Source organism: Paenibacillus chartarius (assembly GCF_042432825.1).
GTDB classification, from domain to species: domain Bacteria; phylum Bacillota; class Bacilli; order Paenibacillales; family NBRC-103111; genus Gordoniibacillus; species Gordoniibacillus chartarius.
This window is the reverse complement of sequence record NZ_JBHLWN010000027.1, coordinates 170,352-192,008: the sequence shown is the minus strand read 5'-3', so window position 1 is coordinate 192,008 and position 21,657 is coordinate 170,352. Positions and strand designations below refer to the sequence as shown.

At 50.4% G+C, this 21,657-nt stretch carries 13 protein-coding genes; 12 read left to right on the top strand and 1 reads right to left on the bottom strand.

Translation table 11 applies throughout. From position 1 onward, the window contains the following. Window positions 1–277 precede the first annotated feature (277 nt). From ACFFK0_RS07510 to ACFFK0_RS07500, 3 genes are read left to right on the top strand one after another with little or no spacing between them, the layout of a single operon-like run. The gene (locus ACFFK0_RS07510) at window positions 278–1,213 is read left to right on the top strand and encodes a FecCD family ABC transporter permease (RefSeq protein WP_377469482.1); all 936 of its coding nucleotides are present in this window, start codon (window positions 278–280) and stop codon (window positions 1,211–1,213) included. After that, entirely contained in the window at window positions 1,213–2,229 is a 1,017-nt protein-coding gene (locus tag ACFFK0_RS07505; protein ID WP_377469447.1) for a FecCD family ABC transporter permease, read from the top strand. The genes ACFFK0_RS07510 and ACFFK0_RS07505 overlap by 1 nt, the downstream gene beginning before the upstream one ends. Before the next feature lie 20 nt (window positions 2,230–2,249). Continuing rightward, window positions 2,250–3,167: an iron-hydroxamate ABC transporter substrate-binding protein gene (locus ACFFK0_RS07500; RefSeq protein ID WP_377469445.1), complete on the top strand. Its 918-nt coding sequence runs from the start codon at window positions 2,250–2,252 to the stop codon at window positions 3,165–3,167. Window positions 3,168–3,214: 47 nt separating this feature from the next. Here ACFFK0_RS07500 and ACFFK0_RS07495 read toward each other — a convergent pair whose 3' ends face one another. Beyond that, complete coding sequence (locus tag ACFFK0_RS07495; RefSeq protein ID WP_377469444.1) at window positions 3,215–5,377, bottom strand: PAS domain-containing sensor histidine kinase; 2,163 nt, start codon at window positions 5,375–5,377, stop codon at window positions 3,215–3,217. Between the two features lie 773 nt (window positions 5,378–6,150). On the opposite strand from ACFFK0_RS07495, the gene ACFFK0_RS07490 reads away from it, so the two are divergent. The 9 genes from ACFFK0_RS07490 to ACFFK0_RS07450 all read left to right on the top strand — a co-directional run bounded on the left by ACFFK0_RS07490 (window position 6,151) and on the right by ACFFK0_RS07450 (window position 21,653). Next, a complete protein-coding gene (locus tag ACFFK0_RS07490) occupies window positions 6,151–7,326 on the top strand; it encodes a YhgE/Pip domain-containing protein (RefSeq protein WP_377469442.1) in 1,176 nt (391 codons plus the stop codon). 26 nt (window positions 7,327–7,352) lie between these two features. After that, window positions 7,353–7,952, top strand: a complete 600-nt coding sequence (locus ACFFK0_RS07485) for a TetR/AcrR family transcriptional regulator (protein WP_377469441.1) — start codon at window positions 7,353–7,355, stop codon at window positions 7,950–7,952. Window positions 7,953–8,063: 111 nt separating this feature from the next. Beyond that, window positions 8,064–9,026 carry a PfkB family carbohydrate kinase gene (locus ACFFK0_RS07480; RefSeq protein WP_377469440.1) on the top strand — a complete coding sequence of 321 codons (963 nt, stop codon included), beginning with the start codon at window positions 8,064–8,066 and terminating at the stop codon, window positions 9,024–9,026. 276 nt (window positions 9,027–9,302) lie between these two features. Then, complete coding sequence (locus ACFFK0_RS07475) at window positions 9,303–10,469, top strand: S-layer homology domain-containing protein (RefSeq protein ID WP_377469439.1); 1,167 nt, start codon at window positions 9,303–9,305, stop codon at window positions 10,467–10,469. A 31-nt stretch (window positions 10,470–10,500) separates the two neighbouring features. Then, the gene (locus ACFFK0_RS07470) at window positions 10,501–17,214 is read left to right on the top strand and encodes a glycoside hydrolase family 78 protein (protein ID WP_377469438.1); all 6,714 of its coding nucleotides are present in this window, start codon (window positions 10,501–10,503) and stop codon (window positions 17,212–17,214) included. 143 nt (window positions 17,215–17,357) lie between these two features. Beyond that, on the top strand, window positions 17,358–18,065 hold the full coding sequence (locus ACFFK0_RS07465) for an SAF domain-containing protein (RefSeq protein ID WP_377469436.1): 708 nt from the start codon (window positions 17,358–17,360) through the stop codon (window positions 18,063–18,065). A 26-nt stretch (window positions 18,066–18,091) separates the two neighbouring features. Next, on the top strand, window positions 18,092–19,324 hold the full coding sequence (locus ACFFK0_RS07460) for a CpaE/TadZ family protein (RefSeq protein ID WP_377469435.1): 1,233 nt from the start codon (window positions 18,092–18,094) through the stop codon (window positions 19,322–19,324). Further along, window positions 19,324–20,721: an ATPase, T2SS/T4P/T4SS family gene (locus tag ACFFK0_RS07455; protein WP_377469481.1), complete on the top strand. Its 1,398-nt coding sequence runs from the start codon at window positions 19,324–19,326 to the stop codon at window positions 20,719–20,721. The genes ACFFK0_RS07460 and ACFFK0_RS07455 overlap by 1 nt, the downstream gene beginning before the upstream one ends. Continuing rightward, complete coding sequence (locus ACFFK0_RS07450; protein WP_377469433.1) at window positions 20,718–21,653, top strand: type II secretion system F family protein; 936 nt, start codon at window positions 20,718–20,720, stop codon at window positions 21,651–21,653. The genes ACFFK0_RS07455 and ACFFK0_RS07450 overlap by 4 nt, the downstream gene beginning before the upstream one ends. The last annotated feature ends 4 nt before the right edge of the window (window positions 21,654–21,657 follow it).

The following is a 21,657-nucleotide window of genomic DNA, read 5'->3' as shown; positions in this document are numbered from 1 at the left end:
TATTGTTAATGATAATCATTATCACTTATGGCGGGCTGTTCGAATCGCCGGATACGGGTCAGGAGCGATACGAGATAATGAAATACGAAACGACCTGCCTACATACCGAAAAATAACGGCGCTCGTCGGATCGAACGGCCTGCGGAAGCTGAACGCCAATGATGGCCGCACGATTTCGAGCTGTTTATAAAAAAGCAAAGGAACCTTCTAAATGGGCTCAAGCATCTCACGATTCGGCATTGTATTTGTTCTTGTTTTGCTAGGACTTTTGGTTTCCATGTTGGCGGCGGTATCGTACGGTGCGAAAGATTTGACGCTGACAACGGTATGGAAGGCGATCCTCCATTATGATCCCAAGCTGACGTCGCATCAGATCATTCACGAATTGCGTTTGCCCAGAGTGATCGGAGCCGCCGTGATGGGAGCCGCTTTCGCTGTTGCAGGAGCCTTGATGCAGGGTGTGACGCGCAATCCGTTGGCCGATGCAGGGATACTTGGCATTAATGCCGGTGCAATGTTAATGGTGGCTCTTAGCTTTGCCTTTTTCCCCGGTATTCCTTATTCCGCTTTAATGCTGCTGTCGTTTATTGGGGCTGTGCTCAGCACATTGTTCGTTTTCCTGCTCGGCTCGACTTCGGCAGGCGGCCTGACGCCGCTAAGGCTTACGATCGCGGGAGCTGTCGTTGCGGCTCTACTGCATTCTGCCAGCTCAGGGGTGGCGATTTATTACGATCTTAGTCAGGATTTGGCCTTCTGGTATGCAGGCGGGGTTGCCGGGGTCAAATGGTCCCATTTAAAGGTGCTTATTCCGATCATCTCGGGAGCCGTGATCTGGGCATGGGTAATGGGGCGCTCCGTTTCGATCGTTTCCTTGGGGGATGAGGTGGCGGTGAATTTAGGCGTGAAGACGAAGCGGGTGCGAATGCTCGGCATGTCGGCCGCCTTGATCCTTGCCGGCGTTTCCGTTTCGGCCGTAGGCTCGATCGGCTTCGTCGGTCTCGTCATTCCGCACATTTCGCGCAAGCTGGTCGGAGTCGATTACCGCTTCGTGATTCCCGTCTCCGCTTTCCTGGGTGCCATATTACTGGTTTTGGCCGATTTGGGAGCTCGGATAGTGAATCCGCCGAGAGAGCTGGCGATCGGTGTGATGGTAGCGCTTGTCGGTGTTCCTTTCTTTCTTTATCTCGCCCGTAAAGAAAGGAGGAGCTTGTAATGCATAGTCACATGCAAGCTAGAAGGAAAAGAGCTGTTGTGGTCGGAGCTGTCTTGATTCTTGTTTGTTTAAGCGCCGTCATCGTAAGCTTAAATACGGGCTCGATTCGGCTTGCGCCTGCAGCCGTTCTGCGAACGCTGATCGGCAGCGGAAGCCCGGAGGATGCGATGGTATTATTTGAATTCCGGCTGCCCCGTATAGCCGTTACGTTGTTAGCCGGCTTCGGGCTTGGCGTTTCCGGCTCCATTTTACAAGGATTATCCCGAAACGCACTCGCCGATCCCGGCATCCTAGGCATTCATGCGGGCGCCTCGTTCGGATTGATCCTATTTGTGACGATCTTCCACTCGATGGACGGCTTGTCCTCGCTTCTTATCCCATTGTTCACGTTTATAGGCGGGGCTCTGGCGGCTCTTTCGATCGTCATGCTGGCTTACGAGCGCCATAGGGGGCTGCAGCCGGTTCGGCTCATTTTGATCGGGATTGCCGTAGCGGCCGGATTTAGCGCCGTTTCGCTTTTCTTATCACTTCGCCTTGACCAAGAGACATACGCATTCGCCTCCAGGTGGCTGGTCGGAAATGTGTGGGGCAGGGATTGGGTTCACGCTTTCGCGTTGTTCCCTTGGATCGCGCTGATCGTTCCTTATATCCTTTTCCAATCCAAGACGTTAAATGCCTTCACGCTCGGCGACGAACTTGCGATAGGCATAGGGTCTCCGGTACGCAGACAGCGTTTGGTGCTGCTCGCCATGGGCGTAGCCTTATCGTGCGCCAGCGTTTCCGTGGCCGGAGGGATTGGGTTCATCGGTTTGGTTGCTCCCCATCTGGCACGCCGTCTAACCGGTCCGATGCATCAGCATTTTTTGCCGATTTCCGGACTCATCGGATCGATCATTCTGCTGGCTGCAGATACAGTCGGACGTTCCATTTTTCAACCTAACGCCATCCCGGCGGGTGTCGTAGTCGCCGCAGTCGGCGCGCCTTACTTTCTTTACTTGCTTCGTAAAACCAAATAACCAAATTGAGGGGACTTCTAATGAAAAAGACGATTCTTTTGTTTATCACTATCATTTCTATGATCGTAATCTCCGCATGCGGGCAGCAAAGTAAGACCCCTGCACAAGGCGCTGCGGCAAGCTCCGATAAGAAAGCTCCTGCTCAGGAGCCGCGAATCGCTTCGCTCTCGATCCATCTGACCAACGATCTCCTTGCGCTAGGAATCACCCCCGTCGGCTCCGTCGTGGGCGGCGATTTGAAAACGTTCCTCCCGCATGTCGCGGATCGCCTGACGAATACGAAGCCGCTCGGGACAGCCGCGGATCCTGATCTGGAAGCGCTTCTGTCCGTTAAACCGGATGTTATTTTTGTCGATTCACAATATGCCAGTACCGTTTCGAAATATGAAAAAATCGCCAAGACCGAAGTGTTCAATCTGGATGAGGGAACATGGCGGGACCGTTTGAGAAAGGTCGGAAAGCTCGTAGACCGCGAACAACAGGCCGAGGATTTTATTAAAGACAATCAGGTGCAAGCCGAACGCGTCAAAACGTTAATCCACGATAAAATCGGCAGCGGCACCGTCATGGCGGTACGCGTTACAGCGAAAGAACTTCGCGTTTTCGGGACGAGACGTCCGATGGGACCCATGCTGTTTGAAGATTTGGGGTTGAAGCCTGCCAAAGGCGTTGAGAAAATCAGCAAGGATAAATCGTACGAGCCGATTTCTCAAGAAGTGCTTCCCGATTACGATGCGGATGCGATTTTCATCGTTGTCAATAATGAAGACGGAGCCAAGAAGCTATATCAGCAGCTGCAGAACAGCCCTATCTGGCAAGGCTTGAAGGCCGTGAAAGCGAACCACATCTACATGATCCCGGATCAGCCATGGCTCGATTATTCGGGTCTTGGAAACAAATTGTCGCTTGAACAAGCGGAAACATTATTTTCGAAGTAATGATAAGAGTCCTGCGCTCGAAGAAGCCGGCGGCGGCTAAAGAACAGTCATCCGAATCCGTTCATCTGCTCTCGCTCAATGGGGAAGGTGATGGTGACCGTTGTGCCGACGTTGACGGTGCTGGTGACCGAGAAGGTGCCGCCGTGGCTTTCGATAATGCGGCGGCTGACCATAAGCCCGAGTCCGGTGCCCTTTTCTTTCGTGGTATAAAACGGCTCGCCGAGCCGGGCAAGCCGTTCCTTCGAGATCCCGCACCCCTTATCGCGAATCACGATCTTGATTGCCGCGTGGCCTAATTTGCGGACGCTGACTCGAATGACGCCTCCGCTTGCGGTCGCTTCGAGCGCATTTTTGATAATATTGATGATCACTTGCTTGATTTGATTTTCGTCGCACACGAGCAGCGGCAATTCGTCATCAATCGAAACTTGGACCTCGATGCTTTTCAAAATCGCCTGCGTGCCGAGTAAAATGACGGTTTGCTGGATCAATTGCCCGATATCTTTCGGCACATGCTTCGAAATTTGCGGTTTAGCGAGCACAAGCAGCTCGGATAAAATATCTTCGATCCGGCTCATTTCTTCCGAAATAATTTCGAGATACTCCTGCTTGGTCGGCTGCCCGGACTTCATGAGCTGCAAAAATCCTTTGATCGCGGCGAGCGGATTGCGGATTTCATGTGCGATCCCGGCGGCAAGCTGGCCCGAAACGGACAACTTCTCCGAGTTGATCAGCAGTTCCTGCGTCTTTTTCCGCTCCGTTATATCACGTATGACCGTGTAAATGGCAGCTTCCCCTTTAAAAACGGTCGGCATCGATTTCGATTCGACATCAATGATTTTCCCGTCCGCACGAATCAGCTTATGTTCAATCAACCCGACGGTTTGGCCGCCGGCCACCTCAAGCAGCCTCGCTTCGATCAAATCCCGATACTCTGGGGCGATGTATTGGATAAACGGTTTTTGCATGACCTCGGACTTTTCGTTGCAGCCGATCAGTGCTGTACCGGCTTCATTAATAAACAGCCATTGCTGCCCGCGGGTTATGATGACCATATCCGGAGAGTCTTCGACAATGCGCCGGTATCCTTCTTCCGCTGCAAGCCGCTCCGTAATATCGCGGGCGATCGCAAGAAATTGGACGATTTCCCCCTGCTCATCGCAGATCGCTCTTATTTTGTTTTCCATATATACGATATGACCGTCTTTATGCAAGTTCCGGGCGGTTACGAGCACCTCAAGCGAGTCTTGGAAAGGTGACGAATTTTCAAATTCCCGTACATCGTTTTGCTCCCATTGAATGCCGCCGTAATGACCGATCACTTCTTCCGGCTTGTACCCAAGCACTCTCGTAATCGCCGGCGATGCGTACTGGACGATTCCGAACTTGTCGGTAATCGTAATAATATCTTGCGAGTTTTCCGAAATCAGGTGATACAAATTTTCCGCCCGCACCAGCTTTTCGCTCTTTAACTTTTCGTTCGTAACGTCCTTCACGATACAGAACAACGATTCAATCTTGCCGCCGCACGTAATTGGAACAAACGCTACATTAACGTACAACGTACGCTCGTCTTTGTGAAGATAAGACATGTCGAAACTGACCGGCTCCCCTCGCCATGCACGATCAAACTGCTGTTTGATCGATGGTAAGTTGTGCATCTGGATCGCGTGAGGATCGGTAAGCAGCTCATCCGCCGTATATCCGGTTAATTTCTCACATGCAGGACTGATATAAATGAGCCCGTCCGATTCAGAGTATAAGAAGACGAGTTCGGGATGATTCTCAAAGATCGAATGGAATCGTTCTTCATATTTCCTTAACAGCTGTTCCAGCCGTTTCTGTTCCGAAATTTCGTGCATCTCAACGAGAAAATGTTGCATAACGCTGTCTGCGATAGTGATATGCAGCTGCATCCATACCATTCGGCCGTCTTTGCGGACGAACGCATGCTCCAGGCGCTGCGGCTGCCGTCCGTCTTGTTGGATTTGAGCAAGCAGCCCGCTGGTTGCGGCCGCTTCGCCGAACCTCATGATCTCATGAAAGGACAGCCGCTGCAGTTCCTGCTCCGCGTAACCAAGCATCCGGCAAAACGATTCGTTAACCATTAAAAAAGCGCCCTCGTTGGAAACGACCGCCAAACCGGCCCCGGCATGTTGAAACCAATGGGCGAATACGATTTCCCTCTGTATCTTTTGGTCTACGGACATGACGTTCGTGAGCCCTCCTCACTTAAGCTTCATCTTGAGGCCCCTCGTCACTTCGGAACGGCGTCGATTCTCCGGCGGCTAAACGATGTGGGATCACGATGCGCTGCTGCGAGTACGGTTCATTATTGATCAAGCGGATGAGCGACTGCGATGCGGTGCAGCCCATCTGCGAGATTCGACTGAACAAAGAGGGGGAGACGTAAGTTCCGAAGGACGATGTTAGTAATGCTGATTACGGCAAGATCGTCTGGAATACGGCAGCCGAGCTCGGCCATTCGGCTCATGACACAGAGCGCTATCATATCAAAACGATCGTAATCAGAGCCGCCGGCCGCTCCGGCAAGTTCGATGAAAAATGAAATGGCGCGCGGCGTCGTACGCCGGCGACATTTGTAAACGTAATCGAATTAAGATGAACTAGAGCGAACTCTAGTTGTAAATGTTTCTATTGAGAGCGAAGTAACGGTGCTGCTACTTTGTGCAAACGATTGCACATCGCTGCCGAACGAATCGAAAGAGGAAAGCTGCATGGACTTTTTTATAGTATCCCATTTCAAGAAAATAGGCAATATTTACATTTTTCGGGAGGGAGGCAAGCTTCGGTTTGACAAAACAGCCTAATGGAGGGTCTTCCTCGTGGTGCGTGCTCGTCGTGCGTTGTTATTTTGACAAGAGCTATTGACGGATATTGGAAACTGATATATGATACTAAACGAACGTTTAATTTAAACGATCGTTTAACATTCTTTAGACAGAGAGAAGGAGAGATTACCATGGGCAAAACGTTTCAAACTGTACTGAAGCAGCCGACGACGATTGTGGGCATCGTCATCGCGATTGTGTTCCAGCTTGTATTCAGCATCATTTGGATGACGGGCTACAAGGGGATCACGGACAATACGAACAAATTAGTTATCGCTATCGTGAATGAAGATTCGGGACTCGGGAAGACGCTGGTTGAAGGCTTGTCGTCCAATCTTCCGTTTCAAGTGACAAAGCTAGAGCAGTTATCCGACGCGCAGCAAAAGCTTGATGAACGTAAGTTCCATATGGTGCTGCACGTGTCTTCCGATTTCTCCAAGCAGCTTCAAACACCGGGTCAAACGGCTATGATCCATTACTATATTAATGAGTCGAATCCGCAGCTGATCAAGAGCGTGATGCAGTCCGTTTCCACGAACATCACGGCGATTGCAAATAAGCAGGCGATTGCGGCCGGGGCGCAGGCTGCACTGCAGCAGGTCAACCCGCAGCTGCCGGCTGATCGCGCGGCGCCGATTGCCAGCGGTTTGTCCGAGCGTGTCGTTAGCGACGTGCAGAGCTCGAACAAAGTGACCGGCATGCACAATCAGATGGTGCCAATGATGCTGGTGCTTGCGTCTTACGTCGGAGCGATGATCATGGCGCAAAACGTGCAAATCTCGATGAATATCGCCGGTGCGCAGCTTGGAAAATGGCCGGTATTTGGTGTGCGTGTCGTGCTGAATATCGGTTCGGCTATCGTGGTCAGCTTGGTAGCGACAGCCATGGTGCATGCACTTGGAGGTCAATCCGTAGTCAGCTTTGCGACGATGTGGGGGTTCTTGGCGCTTGTCATGGTGTCCTTCATGTTTTTTGCCCAAATGTTCCTGATTCTGTTCGGGAATGCAGGGATGATTTTGAATATCATTATGCTGTCCGCACAGCTTGTTTCCTCCGGCGCGATGGTGCCGCGAGAGCTGCTAAACGGATTTTATCACGGCATCAGCACGTATTTGCCGGCAACTTATGCCGTTGAAGGCAATATGGACATCTTGTTCGGAGGACCGAGCTTGGGCGCAAGCGCGATTTCCTTGCTGCTGATCACTGTGGTATGCTTTGGGGTATGTGTGCTCGGTGTCGCGGTACGCCGTGAACGCCGTTCCGAACAAGGTGCGGGTGCTCGTACGAATGTTCAACCTACAGCATGACGTTGCAAGGGGGCTAGTGCAGCTAGATGCCAACTGTAGAATCCGACGTAAAAATGCGAATTTTGCAAACCGCCAAGAGACTGTTTGCCAAACAAGGCTTTGATGCAACCTCCGTGCGGCAAATTTGCGAAGAGGCGAGTGTGAATGTGGCGCTGATTTCGTACTATTTTGGCGGGAAAGAGAACGTGCTCAAGGCGATGCTGCAGGAATTTATGCCGATCTCGAGGCTGCCGGAATTTGAAGATGAGCTGCAAGACCCGGTTATCGGCATTCGCAGGATTATCCGGGAAGTGGTCGGCATGAGGTATCGCGAACCGGAGCTGATTTCCATTGTGCAGCAGGAGATCGCACTCATGTCGTCGCGGATTGCATTCCTTCAGGAGTTCACCTTTCCACTATGGTCCCGATTCAGAGACTTGCTTGCCGAAGGCCGGAAGCGTGGCGTATTCGAATTCGAGTCCCTAGATAACACGCTGATGTTTGCGCTTGGGGCGCTTCTAATGCACAAGCAGCGGGACTACTTTCGGTTTCTCATGACGGAACCGGAGAAAAGCCTTTCGCTTGAAGAAATGGTCACACAAACAACGGAGTTTATATTTCACGCTGTGAAGTATAAGGGAGATTGATGGAAAACGTCGGCTGCGGCCGGCGTTTTTTTTGCTGCACCAGCAGGGATTGGTATTCGGCAAACGCATTTGGTATGCTGGAAGCATATGGATGGATGGAGGGCGTGTATAATGGTTCGGAAAGTCGTTTGTTTAGGCGAGCTGTTGATTGATTTTGTACCGGAATCGAATGGTCAAGCTCTGGCGGATGTACCGGCGTTTCGGCGGGCAGCGGGAGGGGCTCCGGCGAATGTAGCGGCAGCAGTTGCGAAGCTGGGCGGGGCGAGCCGTTTCATCGGCAAGGTTGGAGCGGATCCGTTCGGCGCGCATTTGCGGGCGACGTTGGAAGAGGCGGGAGTGGATGCTGCCGTTATTGAAACAGATGAAGCACGTACAGGACTAGCTTTTGTCTCTCTGCGTGAGGATGGGGAGCGGGATTTTTTGTTTTATCGCCACCCTGCGGCGGACATGCTGCTTCGTTCGGATGAGGTGCTTGGAGCATGGCTGGAGGATGCGGCCGTATACCATTTCGGATCCGTTTCGCTCATCGCAGAGCCATGTCGTACGGCAACATTGGATGCGGCTCGCCGCGCCCGGGAGCTTGGAGCGTTAGTTTCGTATGATCCCAATGTACGTCTGCCGTTGTGGGAACATGCGGAACAGGCTCGGACTGAGATATTAGAGCATATAGCGATTGCGGACATCGTTAAGGTGAGTGAAGAGGAAATTGAGTTTTTGCTGGGCTTAGGGCTGGTCGAAGGTGCGCGTAAGCTGCTTCAGATGGGGGCGAAAGTCGCCGTAGTGACATTGGGGCCGGACGGCTGCCGTGTGCTGACGACATCGAGCGACATCCACATCTCCGGTGTATCGGTGGACGCGGTCGACACCACCGGCGCGGGCGACGCATTTGTCGGGGGCTTCTTGTACCAATTAGCTCAGCGGGGAGTCTCAGCAGGGACGCTTGTTGATGCTGTCAGCGACCTGGTTGTTTGTACGGAGATTTTCGGCTTTGCCAATCGGGTGGGGGCGATTACGACAACGCGCCGCGGGGCGATTCCAGCTTTACCGACATTAGCCGAGGTTGAGGCGCGCTAGAATCGCGTCGAAAATTGCCCGGGAAATTTATCGTTTCGGGTATTGCGTGTAGGTTCAAACTCTGCTATTCTATGGGTAAATCTAGCTTGGCTTGTGCGGAAGAACCGCCTTTGCCGGCAGCTGTCTTTTTGAGCTGTCGTCAAAGGCGGTTTTGTTTTGTTTAGGATATATGGCGAATTCTGGTAGACGCTTGGAATGGGGTGTGACATACTGGGAATGCACATAATTAGTCGATGTTTGGTTTTAGTTGTGGGCAAAGGGTGGTTAAAAAATACGATGAAAAGCGAGTGGGTTCGAATGGTGTACAAGAAAATTATGGTGATCGGAGTTATCTCTAGTGTGTTGATGGCTTCCGGCTGCAAAGATAGCGAGGTACTTCCTGTAGCAGAGGCAAGTACTGCAACGGTGGAGCTTCGTGACATATCGAATCATTGGGCGAAGGATTCCGTGCTTAAGGCACTGGAGAACGGGTATGTGGATGGGTATGAGGATAGTACGTTCCGGCCGGATCAGAACGTTAGTAGAGCGGAGTTTATGAAGATGCTTGCAGTGGCAACGAAACAACAAGTCGCGACGGCAAGTCAGGGAAGTGCTTGGTATGCGCCGTATGTGGATTACGTCTTTAACAGCGGTATTTATCATGCGGAGGATTTCCCTTCCGATCAGTTTGATCATAATCTGACACGCATAGAGATGGCCAAGCTGGCGGTGAGGTTTCTCGATGAAAAGTCGAGGCCCAAAGAAGCGCATTTGTATGATACGTCGGCGATGTATAAGGCAGTGAGTTTAGGTGTTATCAATGGTCTGACCGGTGGTGAGCTAGCCCCGAATGAAGCAACTACGAGAGCGCAGAGCGTGGTTATTATCGAGCGCATATTGTCTGCAAAGTCGGGAAAGAAATTACCTGTCGACAAGCTTGCACTCGGTAATGCCGATCTGGAACTAACCGGATCGAATACAAGGGTCTATGCAAACACGCCGACCTTGCCGCTGCCGATCAAGTATGCATTTAACGATAATATTGACGTAACGATCCATAAGATTCGGATGACGGACTTAGCGAACAAAGAAGATCCTCTTGCGAGGAAGATTATTGATTATGATTCAAAATCGTCACACCCATTATCAAACTACGATGACCTGTTGGTTGTAAGTTTGTATTTTTCTATTGACAACAAGGTTTCAGATCCAATTACAAGAAGCATCAATATGTATAACACTTTGATGCCAATCATAGGTAAAGGCCCAATTGGAGAAGGCACAACAGTTTATACGCTGAACACATCAAAGGTAGGGAAAACGGAAGGCTGGATTATGTACACTGAAAACAAAAAAAGAAATGCCAAATTTTTGGATGGTACAGAACCATACCCACTGAAGATATTTTTACCCGGTCGTGACATACCGTTGACCGATACCAAACAAGATGCAGTTTCAACATGACAGTAGAACCTCTTAGCGAGGAGAGAACATCATGCGCATAAAAACTGTGATTGCATATGTAACATCTTTAATACTATTGATGCAGTCACTAATTTCTCTGCTACCCGTTGGAGAAGCATTTGCAGCCACGCCTCCTGCATCCGGAACCTATACGAAATATATCAATTTAGCGACAAACAGTTTAGATGACACCCCTCCAAGAAAGTATTTACCAAAAAATAGTTACGATAACATGAGAATCGATTTAGGTCCTGGAAACATTAAGAAGGCTGTTGTAAAAGTAAACGGGACGGAGGTAACTGCCCCTCTTAATGGTAACGCTGTTACATTCAATGCCACAGGCAAAGAGCACAAGGTGTATGCCTGGACTGTTTCCCGACCCGGTCATTATGTTTACAAAACTAATGACCCAGACAAACCATCAGTGAAAGGGCTATGGCACCATCGAGGCGGGAGTCCAGATCTCTATGAGCCATATAGAACGCAAATCCCCAATTTCGACCAATACTTACAAGCTTGTCATACTGTAAGCCCAGTTGTGAATTGTGGTGATCCTATCCTTGTAGATACGGGAAACGAAAAAGCACCTGGAATACTTCCCGATGCCGGCCTTAATCAGGCCAATAACGCATATTTCGGGATAAATCACTATCCCATTAACCTGCGATACACGTTCGGGAGGGACCCTAATGACTTGAAACCCAACTACGACTGGAACGGGGCTGCTGTCACAGCTCAATATGATGTACCTGCACCAAACGAAATGTGCAAAGACCTCAATGAAGATCCTGGAGATGTTTGCATCAGCACATCCATCGTCAACTTTTCCGAGATAGATCAATCAAGCATCAAAGTGACGGAAAAATCAAGGGCCAATGCACAAAACCCTGATGCAGAAGTATACCACTGGGGGAAAGGCCGCGATGGTACTGGACAAGTTTATGTTCGTCGATTCCTTACCGATACCGAACCTGATCTAAGGTCCTTCGAACAAGTCGACGCTAACACCCGCAACTACTACATGACCGCCGACGTCCATTGGGAAGCCAAAACCTACGAATACGTCGTTACCGTCGACATTACCTACGAGCCGACCTTTAAACCTAATTTCTCCAACGTTAGTTTCGCAGACAAATGCGTTGAGATCGGTAAGGCAACCACCTTCAACTGGCAATTTACCAACACGGGCATCGATTCATTACAACCGTTCAAGGTCAGCTTCCGCGCGGATAATGTAGAGTTTGACAGTTTAACGATCACCGCCACACAGTTCTCGGGAAGCACACAGAAAGGAACATTCACCTATACACTGAACACAATGAAAGCAATTACCATATTCGTTGACAGCGGGAATAATATTAACGAAGAGAATGAGGACGACAACAGCTATACCAAAGCCATTACTCCTGTTTCATCGTGCAGCGGAGGTGGGAGCAGCGAAGGGCCAGAGGTCATCACAGGTACAATTGATGTTACACAGCCTACTGTGAAGTATGGGGATGGCAGCACGACATGGTTCCGCGATGTAAACGTAAGTGGCGGACCGAGCCCGGGTTGTACATTAGTGGACGGTAAGGTTATTTACAAACAAGGTGTTCTGACCAAGATTTACGAGTATGATCGTTCAGGGGATTTCTACGACACATTTGTTGCAAGTCCCTACAATGGTTTTACAGTAGGCACTTTGACGGTACAGTACGATATCACGACAAGTTGTGGAACAAAGAAAACGATTGGTCCAGGAACCATTACGGTCATTTCTAATCCTGGAAATAGCAATCCGGAATTTGAAGCGAGCTGGTTCAACGAAGATGACTATGCGAACGGCTACGGTACAAAAATAAAGCAGGTGCCGATTGGCGAAACCGTCAGCTTGGGACCCGTAGTTCGCCCCCAAACACCGACGGACCACGGAACGCCTTACGATCCCGACGGAGATTTCATCACCTACTTTTGGGACTTTGACAACAGCACCAGTGAATGGATTCGCGGGCTCGGAGAATGGCGAGATGCAAACAGCGAACATTTCAGCAGGATCAAAGCTGACGTTAGAGGAACCCATACGATACAAGTAACGGCCTTCGATGGACGAGGCGGGTTTAAAGGACCGATAGATGTCACCTTAAAGGTCGTCGATCCTCCCCCCATCCCGGTAATCGATTTGCCTCCCAAGGTGATCGAGGGGCGGCCTTATACACCGGCGATCAGCTGTGCAAACAGTTATTCGCCCTACGCTGACCGAACCATCGCAACTTGCGACTGGTATGGAACGGTGTTGCCGATCTATCCGTCTTACGGAGATTACACCATCAAACTAGACGTTACGGACTCTGCCGGTTTAAGATCGGCTGAAACTGCGTACAAAGTCTTAACAGTCTTAGAAGATTTGCCGCCGATCCCTAAACTGACTTACACGCCTGTTGGAGTCCGCGGGGCACCGATGCAATTTACCGATGCCTCTGAAAGTCCGGACGGAGATCCTATTGCCAAGCATGTCGTCAAATTGACATGCGACATGAACAACAACGGCAGCTACGCCGATGATATCACGCAGACGATGACGCTCGATTCGGTTGGGAAATTCTCCTACACCCCGACTCATTTGGGTAACTGCAAGATCAACATCTATCTGCAAGAGGGGCTGGGCCTAAAGAAAACAGCCACCAAGGATTTCTTCTTCTCGGTTGTCAACCAAGCGCCGGAAGCCGACTTCTCGGCAGTTGGGACGCAGCCGCAGCCGCCGAACATTACTACGGTTTCGATTGACGGCAACACGTTTGTCAATTCGGCTGCTTGGAGTGCTTCGTCCGTGACTAACGCTTCCGTAAACAAAAATTACAGTTTCGAATCCACTGAAAATGCTATCGAGACTATAGGCATGAATACGGTTGCCCCGTACAAGTCCATTACGGGTAATAACGTAACAAAGTCATGGACGAGAATTGAACGCAACGCATCGATTTGGGGTTATACGCCGTCTTTCGTAAATAGTTTAAGGTTGGATCGGAGGTTGTGGCGTTCCAGCTCATATTTTTACAATGAGGATAATCCGGATATCCCAAGGGGAAATTCTTTTACGGCAACACCTTACATCGGGGCCGAGTATCAAAAAAAATATTTCCCTGAGATATATAATTTCTATGATTATGAACTAATGGGCATCAATGCCGAAGCCAATATGATTTGGATGCGGAAGTATCCGGATACAAGTACCTATAACAATACCTTCCAATGGACGGATTACTATTTCCGCGTAAGTGATTTGAAAAACTTTAGATCAGTCCCATGGCTTGGCAACAGTACGATTAACCCTTATTGGCAAGGAAATCAATACAAATCGTACCTTAGCTATCGCTATGCTCCAGATCGGAGTGAATACGAGCCGCCCCCGCCATCGACGTGGAAATCTCCTTCTGTAACAAAGGAAGGCAATACGATGGAGGTTGAAGAATACCGAACACGATATGGGACACCGCCCTATTACACAGCAAGTAAGTCTACGGGGATAGCGACATTTGTTAAAGACTATGCAGGAAATCTCTATAAAAACAGGTGTGATATCTACGGGGATTATTTCTCAACTAATGAACGTTCGTATTGCGTCTTGGACAAGTACGATCCATCGGGAACAGAGCGATTGTGGACGAGCGATCCGTCATTTGTTCCGCGTTCAAAAAAAGACAAGATGTACAATGCAAACGTCAGTGTCGAGGCGATTTCGAGTGCGAATAATGCGATCATTATCAAAGAAGAAAGCCGTTATGCTGAGCTGTTAAAATACCAAGTCCGCGATAATTATAGCGGTGCGGTGATACTTGATTTTAGTTCAGGTTATGAAACCGGCATTCAGTATTTGGGTGTTTATGGAGACACCGTTGCGTATGTGAAACGAGTATACGCGAGTGGCAATGGCACGCAAACCCTGATGTTTTATAACATGACAACGGGCGTAACGACTGACGGCGGCCAAATTGGAACATATGCGTTTAAGAATGTATACGGAGCTCCGCATTACCCGGACGCCAAAGTAGCGGCTGAAGTCTCGCGCGATGGAAAGCTTATCTTGGCCGTGTCGTTAAAAAACATACTAGTGTACAACTTGAAGACGATGGCTAAGGAAACAGAGATCGACCCTCAAATCGGTATGGACGGCGCACGGATCGTTTACGATTCCTCCACCGTGACCCGAACGGTAAGCGAAATCCATTTAACCGAAGACGGACGCCTTAAAGTGCTCTACGAGGAGAGAACGGACGGTTCAAGCACCTATGAAAAATATTGGGAGCTTACCATTCAGAGTGACGTTGACAGCACTGCGGAGTCCTATAACTATGGTTATTTGACCGGCAGCAACATCATTCAGAATGGTGACATTTTGTATAAACTAAAGTTCAGCGGTAGGACCTACAGCGATACGGCTGCGGCGGGCGTTGGATTCCGATCACAGGATCATAAAAATATGTACAGGCTGGAAGCTACACCGGATTCGGTTACGCTGACGAAAATCGTTAACGGGACTCGCACTGTACTTGGCACATCGGCTTACAATTTTGCAGTAGGCACCTACTATGACTTCAAAGTGAAGCTGCGCGGGACTCACCTAACCATATATGTAAATGGACTTCCTTTAATTGATGTCTATGATAATACATTCAATCTGGGGAAATACGGTCCGTACGCTGAAGTGCCGTACATGATGATGAAGAACTTCACAGCGCTCACTTATGATTTCGTAGATGTCTCAGTGGAAAACGTGGCGATTGTCAATCAACCCATCACGTACAACGCGATATTCGATGACCCTGACAAAGACCCGGAAATCAAGCCGCTGGCCAAGTGGACGTTCACCAATACACAGCCGTATAAATTTTTGGACGCTGGCGATGGCGCATCCGATCCACCGGGCGTCAACACTTACAATAACGTTGTGCTTACCAACCCGGGACCGACGCTAACCAAGGTTGGTGTGTATAAAGTGGACTACGAGATTCCGGACGATCCGGCACCGGCCGGCTACAGATATCCGGATAATACGTTCGCATCGTTCAGAAAATATTCAGACCCTGCAACACATTACATTACCGTACACCGGGTACCGATCAGTTGTTTCACCTTGGCCACCAATCCGGACGGCACGATTGCTTGGGATGAATCCTGCAGCTATGACCCGGACCGCTGGCTAAGTGTTACAAACTATTCAACAGAGCCAACGGGGATTGATTACAGCTTGACCCATGGGATTATGGATAAACGGTACATGTATACTTCGCCGAGCGGTGTTACAACTCCAGGGAAACTGACACGGCCAACCGAAACCGGTGCGTATACGTTAAGAATGGCCGTCAAGGATGAATTCGGGGCATGGTCCGATTGGTACGAGCAAATCATCAACGTTACCTTCGTGCCGGCGAATCAACCGCCGACCGCGACGCTGACTTTCCCGAATGGCACGTTCGATAATCCGTCGTATGTAACGAGTTTGACCCCGACTTTGACGTGGCATCAATCCGATCCGGATGCAGGAACGATTTTCGCACAAGCTCGTGTTTCTGTTCGGGATGCAACGGGAAAACTGATCATTGACAAAACTTTTGAGCAAAATTCGGATTCGCCGACTGGACAATGGAAAATAGATACACTGCTGCAAGAAGGGCAGAAATACCAAGTTCAGGTTATGGTTTCGGACAGTGCGGCATGGTCGCCCTGGTCCAATATCGGCTGGTTCATTACGAACCGTCCGCCGGAAGCGGCAATGACATTTCCTAGCGGAGCTTCAGCTGCGTCACCGACGATCGTTCCGACTGTTCGGCCAACGTTTACATGGAGTCAAACCGATCCGGATCCGGGAACGATATTTTCCTACTTCGAAATCCAAGTAAGAAATGAGGACAATACCGTCATGGTGCTCACATCGGGGGAGCATTGGCAAAACACCTCATCGTCATCGGGGAGCTTCGCTGTCGACAAGGATCTGCCTTACGGTCAGTTGCTTCGTGTCCGGGTTAGAGTGTATGACGGCTTAGCTTGGTCGGCGTGGTCGCCCGATAAGTGGTTTCGAATAAACCGGGCGCCTATAGCTGATTTCGATTGGGCGCCGAAGCCGATATGGGAGGGAGACGCTGTCCATTTCACCAATTTATCGAGCGACCCGGACGGGGATTCTCTCTCCTATGTTTGGGATGTCGTAGATCCTGATAATCGGACTGCAGCTTATACGAGTTGGAACGCACCGCCTATTCAGCCGGCCTTGCCGGGCGTTTATCGGGTTTCGTTAACCGTATCCGACGGCATCGAGTCGGCAACGGTATTAAAAAATGTTTCAGTGACCCCTCTAACCTTAGAAGCGGAGGTTGCACATACGCCCGAATGGCGAAGTTACCATGAACAGCAAGGACACGAAACGGTGACGAACCCGAAAGATTTTTATTCCGGTGAAATCTTTGTTGTGCAAGCCACCAGTTCTCCGGCTCCGGTCGATACGGTAACGGCTTGGATCGATACGACGGCGGCAGACGGCAGTCATTTACTATTGAGTACAACGCTGACATCGATCGGCGAGCCGAATCGTTATGCGGGGGAGCTTTTCGACGAGAAGCTGCTGTTGTTAACCGGCGGATTGCCGGAAGGGCTGCAGCCGGTTCATTTTCAAATTCGGTATGCCAACGGTGTCGTAAAAAATCGAGAAATTCCCGTTCGCATTATTGGAAAGGTGCTGGAAACTGTCGGCGTACATCGGATTCAATAGTTTTATGGTAGATTAGGGTATACAATATGTGGGTTATATAGTAATATATAACTATCAAACACGTAACGCTTTGCGAAGAACGCAAGCATCCGGGTATGTCCCGTTTGCTTGCGTTTTTTTCGTTGCAAGGAGGGGATGTGAGTATGAACCGCCGTAGAAATTTGGTCATTGGCACAGTGGCGGCTGTTTGCTCAATCGCGATGGTGTATGGGGTCTATGTCCTGCAGGTTCGGCAAATCTCTCTGCAGCAAACGGTGCAGGTCGTTGTACCGAAGGACTTTATACGCGCGGGCGCGGTAATAACGGAGGAGATGCTGGAACTCAAGCCGGTCTTTACAGCTGCTTTATCGCCCAGCATGGTGACCGACAAGAAACAGCTGGTAGGCAAAGAAACAGTCATACCGTTAGGGAGAGGGGAGCCGGTGCTAGCGTGGAAGCTGAATCGTCTGCATCTGCTGCCGAGGCCGAACCAAGCCACTTTCCAGGTACCTAAAGAGTATGTGCTCAGCATTTCGAACGGCATTCGGGCAGGGGACCAAGTCAAGGTGTACGCTTCGTCGACAGACGGGGGCGGCCCCCGGAAGCTGTTTGAGGAAGAGATCACCGTCGCTTCCGTCAAGACATCGGCCAACGTAGAGATCGATAATCCGAAGTCTTCGAATCTTCAATCAAAGGCAGAAGGAGACGAAGTGAAGATGTACTTATCGAGGCTCGAAGCGAACGGTCCGATCGACCATATCAATCTGAACTTGACGGAAGAACAATGGATGACGATCGATCGTTTGTGCAGTACGAAGAAGACCAAGCTAGTGATCGCATTCACGGCATCGTCACTTGCTGGAGAACAATAATGAAAACAAACCGTAGGGAGGAAAGTATGATGAAAATTGCGTTGTGTGTGCAGGATGAGCGCTTATCCGAAAAGCTGGTGCCTTTCCGCGGAGCGGCGAGAGAGCAGTGGGATTCCTTCGGCAGCGTAGAGGAGCTTTGTGAGTCGAGCCGGAACAGCGATTATGAGTACATTATCGTATCGGACCGGTTGACCGACTTCGATCGATTGTCGGAGACGATGGAGACGTTACGGGAGCAAAACCGCAAGGCGAAGCTGCTGATGCTGTTGTCCAACCACCATCAATCATCGGTCAACGAGCAGTATTTAAAGCTGTGCTTGGCTCACGAGGCTTCCTGGGTGCCGCCCGGCAGAAGTATAGGGGCCATCTGCGACGAGGTTCGTCGTCATATCGGAGGGGACGGGGACGAGAGCAGCCAATCCCAGCGTAAAATTGTACTGTTTCTCGGCTCAACGCCAAATATCGGAACGACGACACTTGCTTTCGGAACGGCCTGGAGACTTGCGGCAACAACAGACCACAAGGTCGGGTACTTGTGCCTGAACCTGAAGAGCTCAAAGCTGCACCGCTACATGGGCCGGGACAGCCGGATCAATTCGCTGGATGTGCTTCGGGCTGAGCTGAAGAGCGGCACGCTTCCGAAGGAGAGACTGCTGCAATATTGCGAGCAAGTGAAGGAGCATCCGAATTTGCATGTGCTGTACGGAAACATGCTGCGGGAGCAAGCGGAATTTTTTACGGCGGAAGAGATTGAACATTTGTTGGAAACGGCTCGCGAAGCGTTCGACGTATGTATCGTCGACGTCAACGCCTATTGGGATAATGCGGCTACGCTTTGCGGCATTATCCGCGCCGATACGCGAATGCTCGTTACGACAGGCGAAATTACGCATTTTCAGGAGGATATGAACCGCTGGACGCATACTCTAGGAAATATTTTCGGTATTAAACCGGATGCTTTCGAGCTTATTGTGACCCAATGTATGCCGCAGGCTTACGGGGGTATACGCGCCAAGGATATATGCAAGGAAACTCAGATGCGCGTGCTTGCGGAGGTAAACCGTATGCCGGAGCTGTTTTCGGCGGTGAATCGCGGACAGCTTGCAAGCGTTTTGGAGCAATCGGAGGAGCTTCAAGCTAATTTAGAGCCAATCGTACAAAGTGTCGTCTTGCTTCATAGACTTCAGAAGAAACATTCGGCCAGCGGCAGGAAGCATTGGCTCCGTAAACTACTGCCCAGGGTGGCGGCTGTGTCTTGATGAATCAAAAGAAATTTTCCGCAGCGGCCTATGCCAGTGCTCGAAAGGAAGCGAATCTTGGTAAGGAGCAGGAGCCTGCACGGGAACCGGCCTCGGAAGAAGCGCTCCAATTCGCAGCCAGCGTAGCGGATATAAGAACCGAGCTTGTAACCGGGCAAGGTAAAGGTGAGGAAGACAGGCAGCGATTCAGTGAAACATTGCATCGTGCGATACTTGGCTATGATCTGGAGCGTAAGCAGCTGCTCGCGGTCATCCAGGATTTGATCGCCAGAAAACGATTGACCGGACTGCCCCCGGCCGCTTACGGTACGACGACGCTAGCGGAAGCGATCTTTGCCGAGCTGATCGGGATGGGACCCCTCGAGAATGTGCTGAAAAATAAGGAAGGGCTCGAGGAAATCCAAGTCGTAGGCTGTGATGTGTTTGAGGTGAGGCAAGGTCAGCCGGTTCGATCCTCAGTAAAGTTCGCTTCGGTTAAGGAGCTGGAGCGAATTCAACAAAATTTAGTTTTGTTTAATAATGACACTTTAAATCCCCGCAAGCGTTGGGCCGAGGTGCGGCTGAGGGACGGGTCGCGCGTGACGATGACGGGCTTTGGCTTTACGGCTCAGCCGACGCTTACGATCCGTTTTTATACAATGCAGCATTTTCGCCTTGCCGCTTTGGCGGAGCCTGGTATCGATACGATCGATCAAGCGGGACTGCATGTTTTGCTTGCGCTGCTGCGGGCACAGTTCAATTTGGTTATTATCGGACCTACCAACTCGGGGAAGACGAATCTCATGAAGGCGCTGATCGGCGAGATCGATGATCATGAACGGATCGTCACGATTGAATCCCGGTTCGAGCTGATGTTAAAACGGGATTTTCCGAATAAAAACCTGATTGAATACGAAATCGACGAGGATGACGTCAAGCATGCCGGCGACCAAGCCTTTAAGCTGGCGCTGCGTCAGTCGCCGAAACGTATCGTTCACGCAGAAATAAGGGACGAGGATGCGAATTTGTACGTTCGGGCATGCACCAGAGGCCACGAAGGCAGTATGACCACCGTCCACGTCAACGAGCTGGAGGATGCTCCTGACGCGATAACCGATATGTGCATGTTGGATGGGAGGGGGATGGATTCGAAGCGGTTGACGAAGCGGATTACACAGTACGTAACGCAAATCGGTATTGAGATGGCCATTGTAAATTCCAAAAGGAGAGTGGTGCGAATCGGGGAGTACGCTTATGAAGCTGGAGAAGTGATTGTCAGGGATATCATTCGCTACGAGCAGGATACGGGCGTGTGGCTGCGATTCAACTCATTGTCGGCGGAGGCGGCCAAACGAATTCAAAAACGCGATAAGCAAGGATATTACAAGTTAAAAGAGCTGGGAGTCCTATCCGAATGAATGCGTTAGCCCTGATCAGCTTGCTCATGCTGTTGTTTCTTCTGTTTTTCATGATGCTCTTTGCCGGATTGCAAGCTTTGGTAAGTCGTCATACCGCACGTGCGCGGCTGCAATATGTGCAAGATCAAAGGCTGGACCGCAAGCTGTCCGGGTGGCTATCGCGGCTTCGTCCCATCCATGGACATCTTCACCACTTGATTGAAGCATCGCAAACCCGGCTCAGTTTAGGGCTGTTTGTCATGATCGTCGTGTTGCTGATGCTGCTCGGAATGACGGCGGGCGGTTTATTTTTCCGTAATGCCAAAGGGGCGCTCCTTCTCTCGTTTATGCTTGGTGCCATGCCATATATCGTGCTCAGGCTTAGGCTTATCGGATTGCGATTGCGTAACCGGCTGGAGTTTTTGCCGGCTGTAGAGGTGTTTTATCAATATTATCGGGTAAGCGGATCAACCAACGTGAAGACGGCACTGCAAGTATGCATGGAGGAAAATCGAATCCTGTACCCGATCAAGCCCGTATTCGACCAGCTGCACCGCAATTTGCTTACGGGACGGGAGCCTGAAGATTGCTTGCGTGTGTTTGTCATGTCGCTGGGGCATGTATGGGCGGAGTATTTTGCGGGAATGCTTCGTGTCGCCATATCGGAAGGGAATGACATTTCAGATAATATGAAGGAGCTCATAACGGATATGCGCCGGGCGCAGCGCTCCGACCAAGCCGAGCGGAACCGCCTGCTGGAAATTCGCGTGGCCAATTTCACCCCGATTTTGTTTCTGGCTCTGTTTCTGGCAATTAACGTGAAAATTAATCCGGACAATTCGTACTTGTACTACGTGCTGGACCCGGAAGGGCGCAATATGATTTTGGATGCGCTGCTGCTCATTTTCGCCTCGTTCTTGATGGGGATTTATTTGTCAATGAGAAGGATGTGATGCT

Coding starts and splice junctions, on each gene's coding strand:
- ACFFK0_RS07485 (WP_377469441.1), top strand. CDS start 7,353: ATGCCAACTGTAGAATCCGACGTAAAAATGCGAATTTTGCAAACCGCC.
- ACFFK0_RS07495 (WP_377469444.1), bottom strand. CDS start 5,377: ATGTCCGTAGACCAAAAGATACAGAGGGAAATCGTATTCGCCCATTGG.
- ACFFK0_RS07480 (WP_377469440.1), top strand. CDS start 8,064: ATGGTTCGGAAAGTCGTTTGTTTAGGCGAGCTGTTGATTGATTTTGTA.
- ACFFK0_RS07455 (WP_377469481.1), top strand. CDS start 19,324: ATGAATCAAAAGAAATTTTCCGCAGCGGCCTATGCCAGTGCTCGAAAG.
- ACFFK0_RS07460 (WP_377469435.1), top strand. CDS start 18,092: ATGATGAAAATTGCGTTGTGTGTGCAGGATGAGCGCTTATCCGAAAAG.
- ACFFK0_RS07490 (WP_377469442.1), top strand. CDS start 6,151: ATGGGCAAAACGTTTCAAACTGTACTGAAGCAGCCGACGACGATTGTG.
- ACFFK0_RS07465 (WP_377469436.1), top strand. CDS start 17,358: ATGAACCGCCGTAGAAATTTGGTCATTGGCACAGTGGCGGCTGTTTGC.
- ACFFK0_RS07505 (WP_377469447.1), top strand. CDS start 1,213: ATGCATAGTCACATGCAAGCTAGAAGGAAAAGAGCTGTTGTGGTCGGA.
- ACFFK0_RS07470 (WP_377469438.1), top strand. CDS start 10,501: ATGCGCATAAAAACTGTGATTGCATATGTAACATCTTTAATACTATTG.
- ACFFK0_RS07475 (WP_377469439.1), top strand. CDS start 9,303: ATGAAAAGCGAGTGGGTTCGAATGGTGTACAAGAAAATTATGGTGATC.
- ACFFK0_RS07510 (WP_377469482.1), top strand. CDS start 278: ATGTTGGCGGCGGTATCGTACGGTGCGAAAGATTTGACGCTGACAACG.
- ACFFK0_RS07450 (WP_377469433.1), top strand. CDS start 20,718: ATGAATGCGTTAGCCCTGATCAGCTTGCTCATGCTGTTGTTTCTTCTG.
- ACFFK0_RS07500 (WP_377469445.1), top strand. CDS start 2,250: ATGAAAAAGACGATTCTTTTGTTTATCACTATCATTTCTATGATCGTA.